14 protein-coding genes are annotated in these 19967 nt (G+C 36.4%); 5 read left to right on the top strand and 9 right to left on the bottom strand.

The window, feature by feature from the left end; translation table 11 throughout:
• Window positions 1-58: 58 nt before the first annotated feature.
• Window positions 59-2656: a BamA/TamA family outer membrane protein gene (locus tag ABJ955_RS02580; RefSeq protein ID WP_347373042.1), complete on the bottom strand. Its 2598-nt coding sequence runs from the start codon at window positions 2654-2656 to the stop codon at window positions 59-61.
• Window positions 2657-2692: 36 nt separating this feature from the next.
• On the opposite strand from ABJ955_RS02580, the gene ABJ955_RS02575 reads away from it, so the two are divergent.
• A complete protein-coding gene (locus ABJ955_RS02575; protein WP_347373041.1) occupies window positions 2693-3421 on the top strand; it encodes an RNA methyltransferase in 729 nt (242 codons plus the stop codon).
• Here the strand turns inward: ABJ955_RS02575 and ABJ955_RS02570 are convergent.
• The gene (locus ABJ955_RS02570; RefSeq protein ID WP_347373040.1) at window positions 3408-4118 is read right to left on the bottom strand and encodes a porin family protein; all 711 of its coding nucleotides are present in this window, start codon (window positions 4116-4118) and stop codon (window positions 3408-3410) included. The genes ABJ955_RS02575 and ABJ955_RS02570 overlap by 14 nt on opposite strands.
• A 3-nt stretch (window positions 4119-4121) precedes the next feature.
• Window positions 4122-4853, bottom strand: a complete 732-nt coding sequence (gene ubiE / locus ABJ955_RS02565; protein WP_347373039.1) for a bifunctional demethylmenaquinone methyltransferase/2-methoxy-6-polyprenyl-1,4-benzoquinol methylase UbiE — start codon at window positions 4851-4853, stop codon at window positions 4122-4124.
• Between the two features lie 206 nt (window positions 4854-5059).
• Here ubiE and trkA point away from each other — a divergent pair, with 206 nt between their 5' ends.
• Both trkA and ABJ955_RS02555 read left to right on the top strand, forming a co-directional pair.
• On the top strand, window positions 5060-6409 hold the full coding sequence (gene trkA, locus ABJ955_RS02560) for a Trk system potassium transporter TrkA (protein WP_347373038.1): 1350 nt from the start codon (window positions 5060-5062) through the stop codon (window positions 6407-6409).
• The gene (locus ABJ955_RS02555; RefSeq protein WP_347373037.1) at window positions 6409-7914 is read left to right on the top strand and encodes a TrkH family potassium uptake protein; all 1506 of its coding nucleotides are present in this window, start codon (window positions 6409-6411) and stop codon (window positions 7912-7914) included. The genes trkA and ABJ955_RS02555 overlap by 1 nt, the downstream gene beginning before the upstream one ends.
• 194 nt (window positions 7915-8108) lie before the next feature.
• Here the strand turns inward: ABJ955_RS02555 and purT are convergent, their stop codons facing one another.
• From purT to ABJ955_RS02535, 4 genes are all read right to left on the bottom strand, one after another.
• Window positions 8109-9269: a formate-dependent phosphoribosylglycinamide formyltransferase gene (gene purT / locus ABJ955_RS02550; protein WP_347373036.1), complete on the bottom strand. Its 1161-nt coding sequence runs from the start codon at window positions 9267-9269 to the stop codon at window positions 8109-8111.
• A gap of 98 nt (window positions 9270-9367) precedes the next feature.
• Window positions 9368-12280, bottom strand: a complete 2913-nt coding sequence (locus ABJ955_RS02545; RefSeq protein ID WP_347373035.1) for a GEVED domain-containing protein — start codon at window positions 12278-12280, stop codon at window positions 9368-9370.
• 69 nt (window positions 12281-12349) lie between these two features.
• Entirely contained in the window at window positions 12350-13537 is a 1188-nt protein-coding gene (locus ABJ955_RS02540; RefSeq protein ID WP_347373034.1) for a pyridoxal phosphate-dependent aminotransferase, read from the bottom strand.
• Window position 13538: 1 nt separating this feature from the next.
• Window positions 13539-14642, bottom strand: coding sequence for an acyl-CoA desaturase (locus ABJ955_RS02535; RefSeq protein WP_347373033.1), 1104 nt, complete (start codon window positions 14640-14642; stop codon window positions 13539-13541).
• 127 nt (window positions 14643-14769) lie between these two features.
• On the opposite strand from ABJ955_RS02535, the gene rsmG reads away from it, so the two are divergent.
• Window positions 14770-15399, top strand: a complete 630-nt coding sequence (rsmG, locus tag ABJ955_RS02530) for a 16S rRNA (guanine(527)-N(7))-methyltransferase RsmG (RefSeq protein ID WP_347373032.1) — start codon at window positions 14770-14772, stop codon at window positions 15397-15399.
• A gap of 51 nt (window positions 15400-15450) precedes the next feature.
• Here rsmG and ABJ955_RS02525 read toward each other — a convergent pair whose 3' ends face one another.
• Window positions 15451-17136 carry an Omp28-related outer membrane protein gene (locus tag ABJ955_RS02525; RefSeq protein ID WP_347373031.1) on the bottom strand — a complete coding sequence of 562 codons (1686 nt, stop codon included), beginning with the start codon at window positions 17134-17136 and terminating at the stop codon, window positions 15451-15453.
• 347 nt (window positions 17137-17483) lie between these two features.
• Between ABJ955_RS02525 and ABJ955_RS02520 the strand changes: the two genes are divergently transcribed.
• Window positions 17484-18218 (top strand): T9SS type A sorting domain-containing protein, encoded by a 735-nt coding sequence (locus tag ABJ955_RS02520; protein ID WP_347373030.1) that lies wholly within the window; start codon window positions 17484-17486, stop codon window positions 18216-18218.
• 74 nt (window positions 18219-18292) lie between these two features.
• On the opposite strand, the gene ABJ955_RS02515 is transcribed toward ABJ955_RS02520, so the two are convergent.
• Complete coding sequence (locus tag ABJ955_RS02515) at window positions 18293-19951, bottom strand: DUF6029 family protein (protein ID WP_347373029.1); 1659 nt, start codon at window positions 19949-19951, stop codon at window positions 18293-18295.
• Window positions 19952-19967: the final 16 nt, after the last annotated feature.

Here is a 19967-nt window from a genome sequence, read left to right as displayed (position 1 = left end):
TCAAAAAAAGGTTTCTTTTGTTGAATTTAAAGTAGCAAAAATAACAAATTTTACTGGTTTAGAAGGGATAGTTGATGCCTATGTTGTAAACTGCTTTGGAGAAGTTATAGTCTTTAAACCAGCGTTCACCCACTGGCCTAGCAGGATTATGGGTTTTAAAACCTACATCGAAACGAAATACAAAAAATCCAAAATCATACCGCAAGCCTATTCCAGAGGCAACGGCAAGCTCTTTAATATCTGTAATTCCATTAAAAACAGAGGCTTCATTTTCAATATTATCTAGTACATTCCAAATGTTTCCTGTGTCTACAAAAAACGCACCTTTAAAGGCTCCTAAAATAGTAAAACGATATTCTGCATTAAGTGCAATTTTTAGGTTTGCGTCATTAAATTCATCTGTGCTTCCGCTACTACCAGGCCCGAGGTCGTATGCTCGCCAACCTCTATTATCATTGGCGCCACCGGCAAAATAACTGCGTGTAAACGGGATGCTTTTACTGTTTCCGTACGGCACAGCAATCCCACCAAAAGCACGAAAAGCCAATACATTATTTCCGTTTAATTCCCAGTGTTTTATGTATTCAGCTTCTCCTTTTACATATTGTGAAAAAACAACTCCAAGAGCATTGTAATTGTTATCCTCATTTTTTTGAGCTCCAACAAGATTGGAAACAGCAGAAAGTAAATTTCCTGCAAATTCTAGTTTATAGCGTGTTCTAGAAAAGTTGTTGTCCTGAATATTTTCACGTGTATCACGCGTACGCGTTATGTTTGTTGCAAAAATTAAATTATCTTCTGTTAGCCTTTTTTTGCGTTCATCTATATTATTAACGTCTGTTGTAGCATCGCCATCGGATAGAAAAGGAACTATCGATCCGTTTTTTACATCTGTTATAAAGCCGTCAGCACCAGTAGGAATGAGTAATTGTAAATTATTGCTTTCATCCAAATTATAATAATCTGGATTGATCGTTCCTGGAGTATTGCCTTCCGTATCTTGAGCAATTGTATTTAATTGCTCAAAAGAATTTTTATACACGTTGAAATAATTACCAGTATTTAAATTTTTTACATACTGAAGGTTTAGTAGATCCAGTTGATACGATAAAATTTTTGAAGGTTTCCAACGGTAATTATAAATTCCACTAACGGTTTGCCTATCCAAACCAATATTGTTCTGAGCACTTGCACCCAAGCTAATCCCGGTGCTTGGCGACATATACTTAGGAATAAGTTTTTCAGTGTTTAAAGGAAAAATAATACGTGGAAAAGTAAGTTTTACATCGCCGCCAAATTCTGAAATATTAAAAAAACTACTGTCACTATCAGCGGCATCTTTTGAGGAGCCAAGACTTCCGCGGGCAGAAATTTCAAGGATTTCGGCCCCACGAAAAATATTTCTGAAAATCATATTTCCACTAAAACTAATTCCAAATTGTTGAATTGTTGAAGTATAGGAATCAAAATCTACACCCAGTGTAAAACGATCTTGAGGGCTTAACAGTATGGTCGAATTTAATAAGTTATTGGTGCTATCTGCTGCAACTTCGGTATAACTAATGTTTGGGTATTTAAAAATTCGAAGATCACTAATTTGATTGTACGTTAAGGTTCTATCAATATCCTTGTAAATATTGCCTGGAGTAATTGAAATGGCATCGGTAATTGCCTTAGGACGATATCGCATTTTTCCATAGCTGAAAAGCTTGTACCCTTTATAACTTAATGAATCCTGGAATTGTTTGTCTTTGTTTTCAAATGAAAAATCTGTAATAATCCGAACCTCATTAATGTGGTGAACTTTAAAAGGTTCGGTGTACGTACTATCGCCTTTTGTGATTTTTCGGTTTGGAATAATGTAAGTTATATCTGCTTTGTGGTTTGTATTTACAGTATCAGCTTCAAAGCCCACATAGTCTTGTTCAAAATGATATAGCCCAGAATTTCGAAGCTGAATAGTAAGTCTATCGCGTTCATTTACAAAATCATTTGCTGCGTATTGTTTCCCAGGAACAATAAACGAACTTTTTTTAGTGCGTTGAAAAAGGGAATCTACAACGGGAGAGCTTATTTTTTCAATTATTGAATCTCCTACAAAATAAGGGGTGTTTTTTTTTACGGAATATATAATTTTTGCTCTTTTATTCTTTTTTTCACTTGGTTCAATTTCATAAGAAACTTCATCATTAAAATAGCCATAGCTAGCATACCAGCGCTTTAATCGTTCAAGCGATTTGGCTATTCTATCCTTGCTTATTACAACAGGTGCATCTCCAGATTTTTGCAGCCACTTATTAAACCCTACATAACTACTGTCTATTTGATCCACTTGCCTTTTTGAAAGTAAACGAATAAGTCTTTCTTCACGTTTTGGGTTTTTATGAAGCCATTTGTAGTAGGTAGAATCTGGTTGTGGATCCGCAAGATTGTATATATGAAGCCCTAGCGGAACTCCAATTACAGGAATAGAAGGGTTTGGTTTTTGTGCTAACTGGCTATATACACCTGCGTCTTTAATTTTTATACTATCAACAATAATGGTGTTTTCTGTAAGTAAATATTTTCCATCGGGAACGCGTTTCACTGCATTACAGGAAAAAAACAAACTGATTAATACTATAATTAATGATATTTTTGTGATGTAGTGCGTCAAGTGTGCTATTTTAATCAACTTCAAAAATACTATATTTTGGTCAGCAAAAGTCAAACAAAGTTAATAACGAGTCTTCAACAAAAAAAGTACCGAGATCAAACGGGTTTTTTTGTGGCGGAAGGGCCTAAAGTTATTGCTGAATTGCTAAATGAAGGTTTACTACTTCATTCTTTTTTTTCGACAGCTGCTTCTCAGATTACTGCCGAAAATCATTTTCAGCTAAATGTAGCCGAGCTAAAAAAAATTAGTTTCTTAAAAACGGCAAACACTTCTTTGGCGGTTTTTAAAAAACCAAAACCAAAACCAATTACTGACTCTGGGTTAATTGTAGTTTTAGATGCGGTACGCGACCCAGGAAATTTGGGAACTATTATTCGGTTGTGTGATTGGTTTGGCGTAAAACAATTAATCTGTTCTGAGGATACTACAGATTGTTTTAACCCTAAGGTTGTACAAGCCACAATGGGCTCATTAGCCCGTGTTCAGGTGCATTATTTGTCTTTGATTGAATATTTTAACCAAACAAAAATGCCTGTTTATGGTGGCTTTATGGATGGAGGAAATGTCTATTCTGAAAAGCTGCCTACGGATGGAATAATAGTTATGGGGAATGAGGCGAACGGAATTTCGGATGCGATTATTGAAAAAATAACACACAAAATTACCATTCCGCGTTTTGGAGAAACTAAAAAAACAGAAAGTCTTAATGTAGCTACAGCAACCGCTATTCTTTTAAGTGAATTTAGACGTTTTACTGAAATGTAAAGTTTATAAATATACCTCGTGTAGCCATTTTATCAATATTTCCGGTCCACGGACTGTTCGGGTCATCATCTGGAACGTGTTCGTCATTTAGCGCAAATACACCTCGTATGGAAGGTGTAAATTTGAAATAATAGAGGTAAAAATCAATACCAAAACCTAGCTCATAATAATTTGTTCCTTTTGTCATCCGGAATTTTCCTTGCTCATTATCCTCGGGATTCGCTTCATTGCTAGAAAGGTTGATAGATGTTGAAACACCACCCACCACAAACGGTTTTATGTTATTCAATCGTTTTGTTGATACTTTTAATAATAAAGGAAGGTGAATGTACGTAGATTTAACCTCGCGTAGATAGTCTTTCGGCTCTGTAAATCCAGGAAAAGTGAGATCTCTTTGGGTAAAATACAAGCCTGGTTCCAAACGAAGGTTTAGGTATTCATTAAGACGCATATCGCCAATTAACCCCACGTTAAAACCTGCAGAACGTGCTACTTGTATATCGGTATTATCATCAGCATATTGGTCTATATAATCAATTTTAAAATCGTAACTGTTGAACCCTAAATAGTAGCCCCATGAAAAACGTTTCTTGTCAAAATTTTCCAGATTGGCAATGCGTTCTTTATTAAAAAACCATTGTGCATTTGCAGCATGCCCAATGAATAAAACGGCCAGAATAAAAAAAAGTTTCTTCATATATTATTTTGTAGCCTTATAGATTGTCGCTACACCAAGAGTTTGCGGTTTATTTATCACTTCATTAAACCCAATTTTGCGAAAAATATTGTTGAGTTTTTCACCGTGAGGAAAAACAGAAGCACTTTCACTTAAGTACGTATAAGCCACTTTATCTTTGGAAAACACTTTGCCAACAAGAGGTAAAATAGCTTTTGAATAAAAATAATATCCCTGTTTGAATGGAAATTTAGTAGGTACTGAAGTTTCAAGAACCACAAAAACGCCTCCTTTTTTTAGGACGCGAAAAATTTCAGAAAGTCCTTTTTCTAAGTTTTCAAAATTTCGAATCCCAAAAGAAACAGTTATTGCATCAAATGTATCGTTTTCAAAAGGCAAGGCTTCCGAGTCTGCTTGCACAAATTCTATTTTCTCTGCAATCGCTTTTCCTAAAATTTTTTTTCGAGCTACAGATAGCATACCTTCTGAAAGATCTAAACCTACAATTTTTTCTGCAGTAGTATTTTCAGCAAACTGAATTGCTAAATCTCCGGTTCCAGTAGCAATGTCTAGAATGGTTTTTGGGTTTTTATCCGCAACCATTTTTATTACTTTTTTTCGCCATTTTATATCTGAACCTAGCGAAATAAAGCGATTTAGCCCATCATAATTTTCAGAAATAGTATCAAACATCTGTTCAACCTGTTTCTTTTTTCCGTCCGAAGATTCCTTATAAGGTGTTATTTTCTTTTCCATAAATTTGCATTTGCAAAACTACATATTTTTTAAGAGCTGATATCTACTTTATGAAAGTTTCAAAGTTTGATAAAAAATGGCTGTAAAATATGATTTTCAATTCTGTGCCTTTAATTTCTATATCTTTGCCATCGCATATGTTTTTGAATGCATCTCATTAAGAATTTATTTCTTAAAATATTTAGAAGAATTAAAATAGAATCTCCATGAAGATTATTATTGCGGGCGCCGGCGAAGTTGGTTTCCATCTTGCAAAATTGCTTTCCTTTGAATCGCAAAATATTACTTTAATAGATACCAATCGCGACTCTTTGGCAAATGCAGATACACACTTGGATATTCGTGTAGTGCGTGGCGATGCTACCTCTATTTCTGTGTTACAAGATTCTCGTGTAAGTGAAACAGATCTTCTAATTGCGGTAACTTCTAGTGAAACTACAAATATTACCGTTTGTGTGCTTGCAAAACAATTGGGTGCAAAACGTACCATTGCTAGAATTTCCAACACCGAATTTATTGATAGAAAAGATGAAGTGGGTTTTACAAAATTTGGAATTGATGAATTGATTTCTCCAGAATCTCTAGCTTCAAACGAAATAGCATTGCTGCTTAGTCAGAGTGCATTCAATGAAAGTTATGAGTTTGAAAATGGCGCCTTAACCATGATTGGACTCAACCTTTCAAGAACATCTGCATTTGTAGGGAAATCTGTAAAAGAAGTAGCTAAAATTTATCCAGAACTCCAATTTGTGCCAATTGCCTTACAGCGTTTTGGAACGCAGTATACTATAATTCCTAGAGGAGACACACAGTTTAAAGAAGGAGATCAAGTATATTTTACAACCGTTGAAAAAGGAGACGAACAAATTTTTAAACTTTCTGGAAAAAGTAAACAGGAAATTAAAAATGTTATGATTCTTGGCGGAAGTAAAATTGGCTATAAAACAGCTAAAGACTTATGTAAAAGTCGTTTCAATGTTAAGCTTATAGAAAGTATAAAAGACAAGGCTTTTGAAATTGCAGACGATATTCCAGGATGTTTGGTGATTAATGGGGATGGTAGAAATGTAGATTTATTATCTGAAGAATCTATAGAAGATATGGATGCCTTTATTGCAGTAACGGGAAATAGTGAAACGAATATTATGTCGTGTTTGGTTGCAAAATCTAAAGGCGTGAAAAAAGCAATTGCTTTGGTTGAAAATATGGATTATTTTCAGCTTTCACATTCCATAGGTATCGATACCCTTATTAATAAAAAATTACTGGCGGCTAATAATATTTTTCGCTATGTGCGTCGAGGTGAGGTTGTAGCCATGACGAAGTTAAACAATATGAATGCCGAATTATTGGAGTTTATGGTTTCCTCACACTCCAAAGTTTGTAACAAAAAAATTAAAGACCTAGGGTTTCCTGTATCAGCTATTATTGGGGGTATCGTTAGAAACGGTGAAGGTATTATAGCTTTAGGCGATTTTGAAATTAGAAGCGGAGATAGAGTCGTGGTTTGCTGTCTTCCGCAATCCATCGGAAAAGTTGAAAAACTCTTTATATAATGAAATCTCTTGCCAAGCTAAATTTTAAGATCATTTGCCATTTAATGGGGCTGCTTTTAATGGTTAATGGGGGGTTTATGCTTTTATCAGCTATTGTAAGTTGGTATTATAAAGATGGAGTTTTAAACGAAATGCTTCTGGCTGGCGCAGTTTCTCTTGGTGTTGGAGGAGTTGTTATGCTTTTAACAAAGAATCATCGTAAAGAAATTCAAAAGAGAGAAGGGTATATTATTGTTGCTTTTGGGTGGGTTTTTATGGCTTTAATAGGGACACTTCCTTATATTTTTACAGCCGCGATTCCAAATTTCACTAATGCTTTTTTTGAAACCATGAGTGGTTACACCACCACAGGTGCATCTATTTTAACCGATATTGAAGCTTTGCCTAGAGGTGTTCTTTTCTGGCGAAGCATCACACATTGGATTGGTGGAATGGGTATAATTGTTTTGGCGATAGCAATTTTACCATTACTAGGTATTGGAGGTATGCAGCTTTTTGCAGCAGAAGCACCAGGCCCAGGTGGTGATAAGCTACACCCGCGAATAACAGATACTGCAAAAAGATTATGGCTAATTTATGTTGGTTATACTTTAGCGGAAACCCTTTTATTAAAGTTGGCTGGAATGAGTTTTTTCGATGCTATAAACCATTCACTAGCAACTTTAAGTACGGGTGGTTTTTCAACTAAAAACGCTAGTGTTGCTTACTGGAATGACAGCCCCATAATTCAATACATAATAATGTTTTTTATGTTTTTGGCTGGGAGTAATTTTGTGTTAAGTTATTTCGCCTTTAAAAGAAAATTTCAGAAAATATTTCAAGATGAAGAATTTAAGCTTTATAGTTTCTTTATACTTGGTCTTACACTTATTGCAGCGCTTTTAATTTATTTTGAAGCTAATGTTTCACTTTCGGCTATAAATCATCCAATGGTTTGGGGGCCCTTTGAGAGTGCTATTCGTCACTCTCTATTTCAAGTGCTTAGTATTATCACCACAACTGGTTTTGTGAGTGCAGATTACACTTTATGGACCCCCTTTTTAACTATTTTCTTTTTCGGGATGATGTTTTTGGGTGGTTGTGCTGGTTCCACAGCTGGAGGTATTAAGGTAATGCGACACTTGATTATGATAAAAAATGGGGTGTTGGAGTTTAAACGCACATTACATCCACATGCTATTTTGCCTGTTCGGTATAATAGTAAAGCGGTGCCACAACCTATTGTTTTTAATATTTTGGGCTTCTTTATTCTTTATATGCTTTCTTTTATTGTGGGAACTTTGGTTTTTTCATGGTTGGGATTGGATTTTAAAACTGCTCTTGGTGGAGCCGCTTCAACCCTAGGAAATGTAGGTCCGGCTTTAGGTGATCTGGGACCAGTAAATAATTATGCAAGCCTTCCCGATGCAGCAAAATGGTGGTCTAGTTTCTTAATGCTTATTGGGAGATTGGAGTTATTTACAGTCCTTATTTTGCTCACTCCTTTTTTCTGGAGAAATAGGTAAAGGAGAAATTCCAAGTGCCAAATTAAAAAAAAATCAAATATACATCAATGGTGTTTGCTCTGCAGATTGGGTTTTTGATTATTCTTTCAGCAGGTGTATGGAATTTAGTGGTGAGCAATGAGAGGTGAGTGATTGGTGTCTGATGTTATTGCTCTTTAGTCTTGGCTCTTTTTAGTTCATAACGGTTTACTTGCCTACACTACTTTCACTTTTGAAGCTAAATTTTTAGCCTTTTCTGTTACTTCTAAAATATTCCCATCCAAAGTATCGTAGGTTAAAACAACGCCCATGCGTCGGTAAGGTCTAGCAGTGTGTTTCCCGAAAATCCGAAAATCTGTTTTTGGGGAAGCTGCTAGTATTTCGAGTCCGTTAAAAGTTGGGTTTTCAACATGGCTTGTAGCCAAAATTACAGCGCTAGTTCCGATGCGTTCCTGCGTTATTTCTGGAATAGGAAGGCCAAGTATGGCTCTAAGATGTAACTCAAATTCATTAAAATTTTGTGTGTTAGCTAATGTAACCATGCCGGTATCGTGTGGTCGCGGTGAAAGTTCAGAGAAATAAACCCCATCATTTGCTACAAAAAACTCTACGCCCCAGATTCCATAGCCAGTAAGTGCTGTGGTTACTTTTTCAGCCATTTGTTGAGCTTCTTTCAAAACGTCATTTTTCATAGGTGCTGGTTGCCAACTTTCCATATAATCGCCTCGTTCTTGTCTATGACCAATTGGGGGGCAAAAAAGTGTTTTTCCATTGCGCTGGCTTACAGTGAGCAGTGTTATTTCGTAGTTGAAATTTATAAAGGCTTCCACGATTACTTCTGCAACATCACCCCTAGAGCCTTCTTGTGAATACTTCCAGGCTTTTTCAATGTCAGCATCAGTTTTTATAGTGCTTTGTCCTTTTCCACTGGAAGACATTAGGGGTTTTACAACACAGGGGATTCCTATTTCTGCAACGGCTTTTTTTAAGCTTTCGGCTGAGGTTGCGTACCGATATGCAGCTGTTTTAAGCCCTAATTCTTTTGCAGCTAAATCGCGAATTGCTTTTCGATTCATTGTAAAATTTGCCGCTTTAGCTGAAGGGATTACCTTATAACCTTGTTTTTCATATTCATAAAACCGCTCTGTGCGGATTGCTTCAATTTCTGGAACAATATAATCTGGTTTGTGTTTTTCAACAATAGCATCAAGCGCTTTTCCATCGAGCATGTTTATTACTTCCGAAAAATCTGCAAGTTGAGCTGCGGGCGCATTTTCATAGCTGTCTACAGCAATAACTGTTTGTCCAATTCGTTTAGCTGCAATGATGAATTCTTTGCCTAATTCTCCGCTTCCTAGTATTAAAAATTTTGCCATTTTATATTTTTTGTAAAAATACAGCAATTGATTTCATGAAAAAACCCAAAGCAATATAAAGTGCTTTGGGTTTTTTAAAAAAGGAAAATATTGCGAGATTATTTCACGATAATTCGTTTTACTCTTCCGTTTTCTTTGTTTCCTATGCGAACCAAATAAACTCCTTTGGCTACATAGCTCATGTTTAGCTTGTAGCTATAGCCATCGCCATTATTCTCTAATTTAGTGAATAATAATCTTTGTCCTAGCGTATTATGAACTGTTAAGGTCATAGACTCTGAATAGTTTTTTGTTTTTAAGCTAATGTCGAAGTTATTATTTTCTAATGTTAAAACTGTCAGGCCGTTTTCGTCAAAAATGCTGTCGTCAACGCCTAAGGTTCCAATCTGCGCGGTGTAATCTTCAGTTTCACCAAAATCAGTTTCTTCACATGCATCATTTGGTACAGGTCCGTCCCAGTTAGATTTTGCACGCATTAAATGTTGGCCAAGTGCTGCACCTGCTGGAATTACTAAATCTGTTGTTATTGTAAATGTGCCGCTACCTTGCCCGGAAGCAATTTCAATATTATCGACTACGATTTCATCTGTTGTGAAGATAAAATCGTCATTAAAGTCAATCCAAACACGGATAAACTGATCGCCATAACCTGTTGTAATAGTTAAGTCGTTAGTTGAGTCTTGCTCCATTCCAGCAATAAGATGTGTAAAATCACCATATCCTTCACAAGCAGAAGAGTTGTTTATATCTGTAACTTGAAACAGTCTAAAACCATCACCAAACGAACAGTCGCCAAAGGGCTGGCAGTTTTGTTTTGTAATTACAGCTGAAGTTGAATCGTTGGTAGTGTCGCTATCTCCCGGTAGGGAAGTGGTAGCGCTTAAATTATAGGTTCCAAGTGCAGAGAAATCTCCAGTTTGAGTGAAAGTATAGGTAGTTGATGAGTTTCCAGCTAATGGTCCTGCAACTACTTCAGTAACTACTGTTCCGTCTAAATCATAAGAAACATCAAAATTTGATTGTGAAGCACCACCAAAATTGTTTATTGTAACTACGATGTCTTCAGTTGCTGTTAAATCAGTTCCAGAAACTGGAGATGAAATAGCGGTTACGCCAATATCGTTTGGTTGTAAATAAGTAACTGATTTTGTACGGCTGTCATTTGTTGTGTCTTCGTCACCAACCATATTTGTTTCAGCCGTTATTGAATACGTTTGACCAACAGTGCCAAGATTTGCAGTTGCAGTAAATGTATATTGAGCCGTTGCTGCGGAAGCAATTGTTCCTGTAAATGTTTCAGAGATAACTGGGCCACCATCCACTTGAAAGGTAACTGGGATGTTTGAGGCACTATTTTGACCGTAATTAAAAATAGTAACGGTAACGGTTTCACTATTTGAAAGTGTTCCTGTTACTGGGGCATCTATACTTACTACACCTACATCATCATTAAAATTAGGAGCAATTTGGAAAACACCAACAACATCTTTTCTCCCGCTGTTCATGTATTCGTTTATAAACCAGAATTCCTTTCCATTTACTGGATCAAGGTCTATTTTACTATAATCTCCATAACGTGTTCCTGGAATATTTTGATTTCCTTCAGCAATTAATTCTTCGCTAATGGTCATCGTGTTTAAGGGGTCATTTGCAAAACGACCTGTGTAATATGAACTTACTCTTTTAGTTGTTGGATTTGGGGTAGTTGGTCCAGCCATTGAAGTATAACCCATACCAATATTTCCTTGTACATCCATCATCATACTTGCATGCCAAGCGTGTTTTCCATCTGGGGAAGTATAGGTTCCTTCTTGGTATATTGACCAGGGTTGTCCGTCGCCAGCTTGTCGAAGTTCAAACCATCTTATCCCAGCAAGTTCACCAGCTGTTGCATCTGTGTCAACCACAAAGTTGAATACTGCTGAGTTGTGACTTCCAAATTTTCTAAATTGCGCTTGATTCATTATAGTAGCTTGAAGGGCATCGATTGAAGCACCGCCACCTGGCTGTGCTAAATTTACAAAGCTGCCGTTGTCAAATACTGAAATAAAAGGAGTAGTTGTTAATTCTACTGGAGCTGAAATAGTAGAGTTTCCTGGTGTGGCCCAGTCTACGTCTACTGTCCATATTTTTACATGATCTTGAGTAACACCGCTCCAAGCGTCATCCTGTAAGTATATAATTGGTAATCCACCAGCAGCTGGTAAATCATCATTTGTTACATTTAAAGCTTGAGGGCTATAAAAGCCACTTGTTACAATGCCTGGTAAAGGGAAGCCAACTATTTGTGCTGAAGCGTCACCCGCAAGCATTTTGGTTCTTTCCATGGCATAAATTCTATTGGTAGCAGTAGTATTGTCTGTCATATAATACCCATCACTCCATACAGAAAGTTTTTGATAGTCATTAATTTGAGGGATGTTGTAAACATACCAGCCATCATTTATTGGGTCAGGGCCGTCAGAAACGGCCACTTGCGCTCCACTTCCTAAGAAGGTTAATATAAATCTATCAGCTGCGTTATCGTATGAAACTGTAAGATCACAACATCCTCCGTTTGGAAAAATTGTTGGGTTAGGGCTAACCTGTCCCGTTAATGGATTTCCACTTTTATCAAAAATTCGGAATCCTGTATTAAACACTACAATCACATGATTAGGACCTACACCTAATGATGGGTCGGTAGGTTGTGAGCTTGAGGCAGCAGCATCAAAAACTAAAGAGGGGGCTTTCCCGCTAAGAACTTGCTCCATTTTATCAGGATTTCTTACGAAATAGTCATCTTCAATTTGGGGGTCTTTTCCAGGGATAATTAAATTTTTGGAAGCTCTACCGTCTTGCATTACGCGCTCTTTTACTCTCGCTGGCGCTAGGTTAGTCTGAGATGCTATTGATGGAACATGAACCATCGAACCTACAGTGCCTACAAGCGTGGCTTTTGTTTTTTCTTGCGCTTGTATTTGAAAAATAAAAGCGAAGAAAACTAGAAATAAAATAAATTTAGTTTTCATTGAATAGGTTGGTTTAAGAATTAAAAAATAGATAAAAGTCTAAAATACAGATAAAAAAATAGATTAAACCTAGTCTAAGGCTGCTTTTACACGCTTCATAGCTTCTTTAATCTCTGATTCAGACGTGGCGTATGAAATTCGTATGCAGTTTGGGTCGCCAAAAGCTTCACCGGTAACAGTGGCGACCTTGGCTTCTTCCAAGAGGTATAGTGAAAAATCAGAAGCTGTATTTATATTTTTTCCACGTAATGTCTTTCCGAAGAAATAAGAGACATCAGGAAAAACATAAAAAGCGCCTTCGGGCACGTTGGTTTTAAAACCATTAATATCAGCAAGTAGCTTCAATATTAGGGTGCGTCTTTCTTTAAAAGCGTCCACCATAAATTTTATTTTACTTGGAGGGTTTTCCAAGGCGGTAATTGTGGCGCGTTGTGCTATACAGTTAGTTCCGCTGGTTACTTGTCCTTGCATTTTATTGCAGGCTCGGGCAATCCACTCAGGACCACCTATGTATCCAATTCTCCAACCTGTCATAGAAAAGGCTTTTGAAACACCATTTACAACCACTGTGCGCTCATACATATCATCAAATTCAGCCATAGAGGTATGGCCTGATCCAAAATTTATATGTTCGTAGATTTCATCACTAATCACGATGATGTCTGGATATTTAACTAAGACATCAGCCAGTTTTCGAAGCTCTTTCCTGCTATAAACAGATCCACTAGGATTACAAGGAGAGCTATAGATTATGAGTTTAGTTTTTGGTGTTATAGCAGCTTCAAGGGCTTCGGCTGTAACTTTAAAATCTGTTTCTATTGAGGTAGCTATTTCTTTCGGCACACCGCCGGCAACTTTACATTGGTCTGCATAGCTTACCCAGTATGGAGCTGGCAATAATACTTCGTCTCCCTCATTTAAAAGCACCATTGTTAAATTTGCCAATGATTGTTTTGCCCCTGTTGAAACTACTATTTGTGAGGGCACATAACTAAGGTTGTTATCTCTTTTAAATTTTGTAATTATTGCATTTTTTAAATCGCCATATCCATCTACAGGAGTGTAGGAGTGATAGTTGTCTTCAATTGCTTGAATGGCTGCTTGCTTTACATAATCTGGAACTGGAAAATCAGGCTCACCTAAGCTTAATCCGATAACGTCAATGCCTTGTTCTTTTAGTTCTCTTGTTTTGGCAGCCATTGCCAAAGTGGCTGAAGTAGCCATTTCGTTCACTCGTGTTGAAAGTCTTTTGTCCATATTAATTATGAGCTACGGTTGGTTTTAGCCCCATTTCTTTTAAATGACGGAAATGTGCCATAATTGCCTTGCGTGTAGTTTTATATTCTTTGTAAGGTAAGTTAAATTCTTTTGTGGTGTTCTTAACAATTTTTGAAATATTGGTATAGTGAATGTGGCTAATATTTGGAAAGATATGATGCTCCACTTGATGGTTCAAACCACCTGTATACCAGTTTACGATTCTATTATTTGTTGAGAAATTTACAGTAGTGAATAATTGGTGTATTGCCCACGTATTTTTCATGGTTCCGCTGGTATCTGGAAGTAAAATTTCTGAACCTTCGACTACATGTGCAAGTTGAAAAACAATACTCAGAATAATTCCAGCAACATAATGCATGATAAAGAAACCGATTAAAATTTTCCACCAAACAATATTGAAAAATAAAATTGGAATCACAATCCAAAGTGATAAATAAATCATTTTTGTAATAACCAAAATACTCCATTGAGTTGCGGGTTTTGGTAATTTTCCATAGGAAAGTTTGCGAGCTAAATATCTCTTAGTTTGAAAGTAGTCTGTGGTTAGCACCCAATTAAAAGTTAATAAACCATAAAAGAAAATGCTGTAAATATGCTGAAATTTATGAAGTTTATGCCACTTTGAATGTTTTGAAAAGCGAAGAATACGCCCTGCTTCTAAATCTTCATCATGGCCATGAATATTGGTGTATGTATGGTGTAAAACGTTGTGTTGTACTTGCCAGTTATATACATTTCCGGCAAGTATGTACATGCTGCCTCCCATAATTTTGTTTACCCATTTTTTAGATGAATATGCTCCATGATTTGCATCGTGCATAACATTCATTCCTACACCAGCCATGCCTATACCCATGATAACGGTTAGTATTAATTGCACCCAGCTAGGAACATCTAAGGTAAGTAATAAAAAATATGGGCTTAGGTATATTGAAAACATAATAATAGTTTTCAGGTGTAGTCTCCAGTTTCCTGTGCGGGATATATTATTATCCTTAAAATAATCGTTTACGCGTTTGTTTAATGTTCTAAAAAACTTAGCGCTGTCAATTCGTGAAAAGGTTAGGTTTGTATAATTCAATTTAAAAATGTTTATCGGTGATTTTGCACCATGAAAACTACAAAAATAGGCATCTTTTGCGTAAAACTAACTGTTGAAAACCATAAATTTATAGAAGATATCCTACTTTTGCAACTGAAAAAAAAATATGGAACTGATACAAAAATATTTCCCGCAACTTACTGAGGTTCAAAAATATCAATTTAATTTGCTTCAAAGCCTATATGAAGATTGGAATTTGAAGATAAATGTAGTTTCTCGTAAAGATATTGATGAGCTTTATCTTCGTCATGTTTTACATTCTCTTGGAATTGCAAAAATTCAACCGTTTCTTTCGGGTTCTAGCATATTAGATGTTGGTACGGGTGGTGGTTTTCCTGGAATTCCACTAGCAATTTTATATCCTGATGTTCAATTTCACCTTGTAGATAGCATTGGAAAAAAAATAAAAGTAGTTGAAGAGGTTGTTGCAGGCTTAGAAATTAAAAATGTAAGGGCAACCAACGCTCGTGTAGAAGATGTTTCTGGGAAGTATGATTTTATTGTGAGCCGTGCCGTAGCGCAGATGGACACATTTGTGCATTGGATTAATGGAAAAGTGGCTAAAAAGAGTAATCACGATCGAAAAAATGGAATTCTGTATTTAAAAGGGGGCGATTTGACCGAAGAATTAAAGCTGTACCCCAAGGCTACCGTGTTTCCGCTAAGCGAAATATTTACAGAAGATTTTTATGAGACTAAAAGTGTGGTGCACCTTCCTTTAAAGTACAAAGGCTAAAAAATAAAAAACCCCGAACGAGCCGGGGTTTTAAAATTTTAAAGCTGTTTATTATTTAGTAACCAAGAATTTTTTGGTAGTTAAAAGATTGTCTTTTGCAATCTTCATAAAGTACGTTCCAGCTTGTAATTGAGAAACGTTTATTTGGGCATCCATTGAAATGTTGTTTTCAGAAAGGATTAATTTTCCAAGTATATCATACACTTCAATATTTGCGTTCGCTGCATTTTTCAAATTAATTGTTGAGGTTGCAGGGTTTGGGTATAAACGAACATCATTAAGTTGGTTTTGGTTCACTCCTAATACCCCATTACTAGAGAACGGAGAGCTTTCACCATTGCCATAATTACCATTCGTGTGGTATAACTGAGTTCCTTGGTTGTCAGTTATTGTTATTTCACCACCGCCATTGCTTGCAGTATCAAGAATTCTGAATTCGTAGCAGTCTTCTGCTAACTGAAATGATTCAGTAACCGTTTGAGGGCTACCGTTTGGATATGGTCCACCACGATAAACAGATGTACCGTTAGAGTCATAAACATACCATCTTACATCGCTTCCACGGCTATCAACCTCCATTACCATTGTTACATTTCCAGTTCCAGCAGGAGCTTGGTCGAAAGTTGTAGTTGCGCTATTGTTTGCGTTATTGTCATCTCCAGGAAGGCTTATAGTTACGTTGTTAGTTCCTTGCATAGTATAAGGGACTTCTGGAAGTTCAATTGTTTCACTATGAAGAGACATAATGTTTCCAGTCCAGTTGTAGGTGTTAGCAACACCATTAATAGTGTACTCAATTGCCATAGCTGTAATAGGGTCCATACCTAAGTTTTGAACATTTACAATCGGGGCAACATTCGTATCGCAAGTAGCAGGTATTTCTGAGATAGATCTAAGGTTTGCATCATTATTATGAGTAAGCCCTGTGTATGTTGGGTATGCGGTATGTCCACTAGGAACTTCTTGGCGCGTGTTTGAAATAAAAGCAGCTACTTGCATGTCAGCAAGCTCGGTAGCAACACCATTGTAGTCTGCTGGAATAGTGTAGGTAAATGTACGATCTACAAAAGTACCCGTAGTAGTAGTGTTGATTGTTTCACCCCATTGGCCAGTTAGCATTTCTACTAGACGGTGATTGTGGTTGTAGTTGTTTCCTGCGCCACCACCAGTTTGAGGCCCTTTGGTGTTATTTTGTAATAATGCAACATTTAAAAAGTTAGTAGGTTCTGGGCTGTTGGCGGTGTAATATCCTTCAACATGAACCGTTAGAACATTTGTGTTTACATCGATTGATGCTTCCACAGCAACATTTACAGGCGAGCTTAAAGCCAATGTTTCTGTTGAGGAGATGTTCCAAAAGTTTCGGTACATGCTAGTTCCGCCTGAGGTATTTTCTCTTCCTGGAAAAACATGTCTGTTTATTGTTCCTGCAGGATACCCAGTTAAACCTGTTTGCCCAACAATAGCAGTACCGTAAGGTGTTCTAAAGTCAGGTTCGCCAGCACCTGGAGTAGCGTATCCACCAACGTGAATGTTGATTAATACAACACGTCCTGGATTAGCTGCTAATATTTCATTGGCAATTCGATGTCCGTCTGGGCAAAAGGTACAGTGAATACCTGTGAATTCTTCAAGTACAACATTTTTGTTTTGAGGGGAGTTCGAGACAATTGTTTGTCCATAAGTAGCACTCGCGAATAATGCAAGCACTAAGATAAGGGGTAGTTTTTTTAACATGATTTTAGATTTAAATAGTTTGTGAATATTAAAGTTAGTTACAAATATACTTTTTTATTTTAAGCTTAATACGTTGCTATACAGTTTTTTAGCTTAAAATCGCTAAGTTGTTACTTCAATTTTGTGAGGTTTTGAAATCAAAAAACTTTAACGAATTTTTAAAAGTAATAATTTTTTTTTAAAAAAAACATAAAATTAATGTTTAGCTGTATTTTTATTTACACTAAAGGGGATTAAATGTTAAATATCTGGAATAGAATATTTAAAGACATGATGTTTTTTAAATATTATCTTTACTTTTGCTTTACTTAGTATAAACTTTTAAGATTAACCCTAAAACTAAAAAAATGAAACTTAAATTACTTTTTTTAACGGTACTTGGTTCAGTTACCATTGCAAATGCACAGTTTACAGTAACTGATCACAACGGAGAAGAACTTCACGAAGGTGATGTTAAAGAATATGGAACATTTGGGTATAACTCAGGTGCTAATTATGACTTCTTTGTTACAAACGATAATCCTACAGATGAAATTTATACACGAATTGAATTTGTAAGCGCAGTAAATGCTACAGGTGAATTTTTTGAGCTTTGTTATGCACTTCAATGCTATACAGGTTTAACGGTGGGTCAAACGTTGCCTACAGCTCCACAGGTATTTCCAATAGGTGTGGGTGAAACTACAGGGGAAGGAAATCACTTTTTAAATTTTGGTCCTGGAAATGGAACTGATATTTTGGACTTTACGTTTGCTTTTCACCAATATGAAGCAGATGGTGTAACTGAAATAGGTACCCCTTTAACTTTTACTTACCGTTACAATCCAACATTAAGTGTTGATGAAAACAGCAAGCTTAATTTAACCATTCAATCAACTGTTGTTGCTAACGAATTAGTGTTAAATGTGAATGAGCCAGTAACTATGGTTGTTTACGATCTTCAAGGAAGAGTTGTAAAACAAGCTCGTTTCGAGATTGGTCGTCAAGCAGTTGCTATGTCTGATTTGAGTTCACAAGCATATATTGTTAGATTTAATAACGAAAGAGGTGCTACGCAAACTACAAAGATTGTTGTAAAGTAACTATTTAGATTTCGTATACTAAAAATGCCCCGAAGTTTTCTTCGGGGCATTTTTTATTTTGTTGTAAATTGTTCTTAAAAGGTAACGGCTAAACTTGCTGTTAACCCAGTGCTTGAAGGAACTAGTCTACAAACCCCACCTACGCAAATTAAACCACCACGCTGACGGCCATAATTTAAAGCAAAGCGTGTAGAGCCTTTTGAAAAGCTACCACCAAAAGTATAGTAGTGAAGTTCTTCTTCGCCTCCATAATTCCATGAATCAGCTGCGTAAATTGTAAATGCTGAGTTGAAATTATATTCTAATACTCCTGCAGCCCAATTTTTATCGTCATCTGATGTCCATAGGTGTTGTAATTCAGCGCGTAAAGCTTTACCGCCTTCAAAACGACGTGTTGCTTCCACCACGGCAATTTGAGCTCTAATGTCGCCTTCGGTACCTAAAATACCACCTTTAGAAACCGCTTTATCTATAATTACATCTTGAAATGTTGCAATCGTGCTCCATTTTGAAGACCAACGGTTTTTAATTTCAATATTTAAATCACGGAAGTAACGTTTTCCATCACCAATAAACTTAGCGTCATACGTTTGGTCTGCTACATTAAAGGTAGCTTCTAAGCCTGCCCAATATGAAAAGTTACCAGCGACTTTAGTGCCAAGTTTTCCTAATGCAGATTCTTTAGGGAAAGAATAATATACATCTACTTGAGTGCCTATTTCTCCAGCTCTCTTTTCAGAATCACTAAACAATAAACGTGGTTGTGCATTATACACATATATGTTTGAAAGTAAATAATCGTGCTGTTTTGTAACTGCTGGTATGTAATTTACGATTTGCTCGTTAAATTGATTTCCTTCAGCATAACGGTCTGAGTAGAAACTAAAGTTTTCTAATCTTCTAAATGTAGAATTGATTCCAAGTCCTTTTTGAGCATATCCTAAGTTTACTTGAAGTGCAGTACCATCAAAAAGTTGTGGGGAAGTAATTACTCCTTCGTTTACAATAACATCTGCATCTTTTGTAATTGCTTCAACACCTCCATAAAAGTTGTTTGCTACAAAATCCAATCTTCCGCCATAGGCATTTACTACTTTGGGTATAGAATCGTTAGCGTCATTTGATTGGTAGCGCCCTACATAACTTCCACCAAGTTTTAGGTCTACCGCATCAATATTTAAAACACTGCTTAGATCAAGATTTGCATCTAAACCTTGAATTACACCTTCAGAAACATCAAATCCGTTTCTTACTTGGCCATAAACACCTGTTATGTCAACATCTGCAGTAGGGTTAAATTTCACACGAAGCCCTTTTAAGCCATTGTTGATGCCTAGTTGACGGTCTTCCCATGTTCTTAGAATTAAACCGCTGCCAAATTGTTCGTAGAAATAACCTCCCGTAACATCAAGCTTATCGTCTTTATAATTAATGTAGTAGGTTCCTACACCGTTTTGACCATCCCAGATTGGAGAATATCCTAGCAAAGCAGCTGGAAGATACGATTCATATTGTACTCCAGCTGTAAATTTTCCATAAGAATAGTTAAGTTGGAAGTAGTTATTGGCTCTAAATTGACCGACTTCAAATTCATTTCCTTCAGGAAAAGAAAGACCTTCGTCGGGTTGAAGCCATTGCATGTTAGATTCAAGGCCACCAAAAAAGTAACCGTTGTTCTGTGAAAAGGAGATTGCACCTATAAGCATAAATGCTCCAAGTATTATTTTTTTCATTTTGTAGATTTGGTTG

It is taken from the genome of Aequorivita sp. Q41, assembly GCF_039831855.1.
Classification (GTDB): Bacteria; Bacteroidota; Bacteroidia; order Flavobacteriales; family Flavobacteriaceae; genus Aequorivita.
The sequence above is the reverse complement of the archived record's forward strand: the minus strand, read 5'-3'. Positions and strand labels throughout refer to the sequence as shown.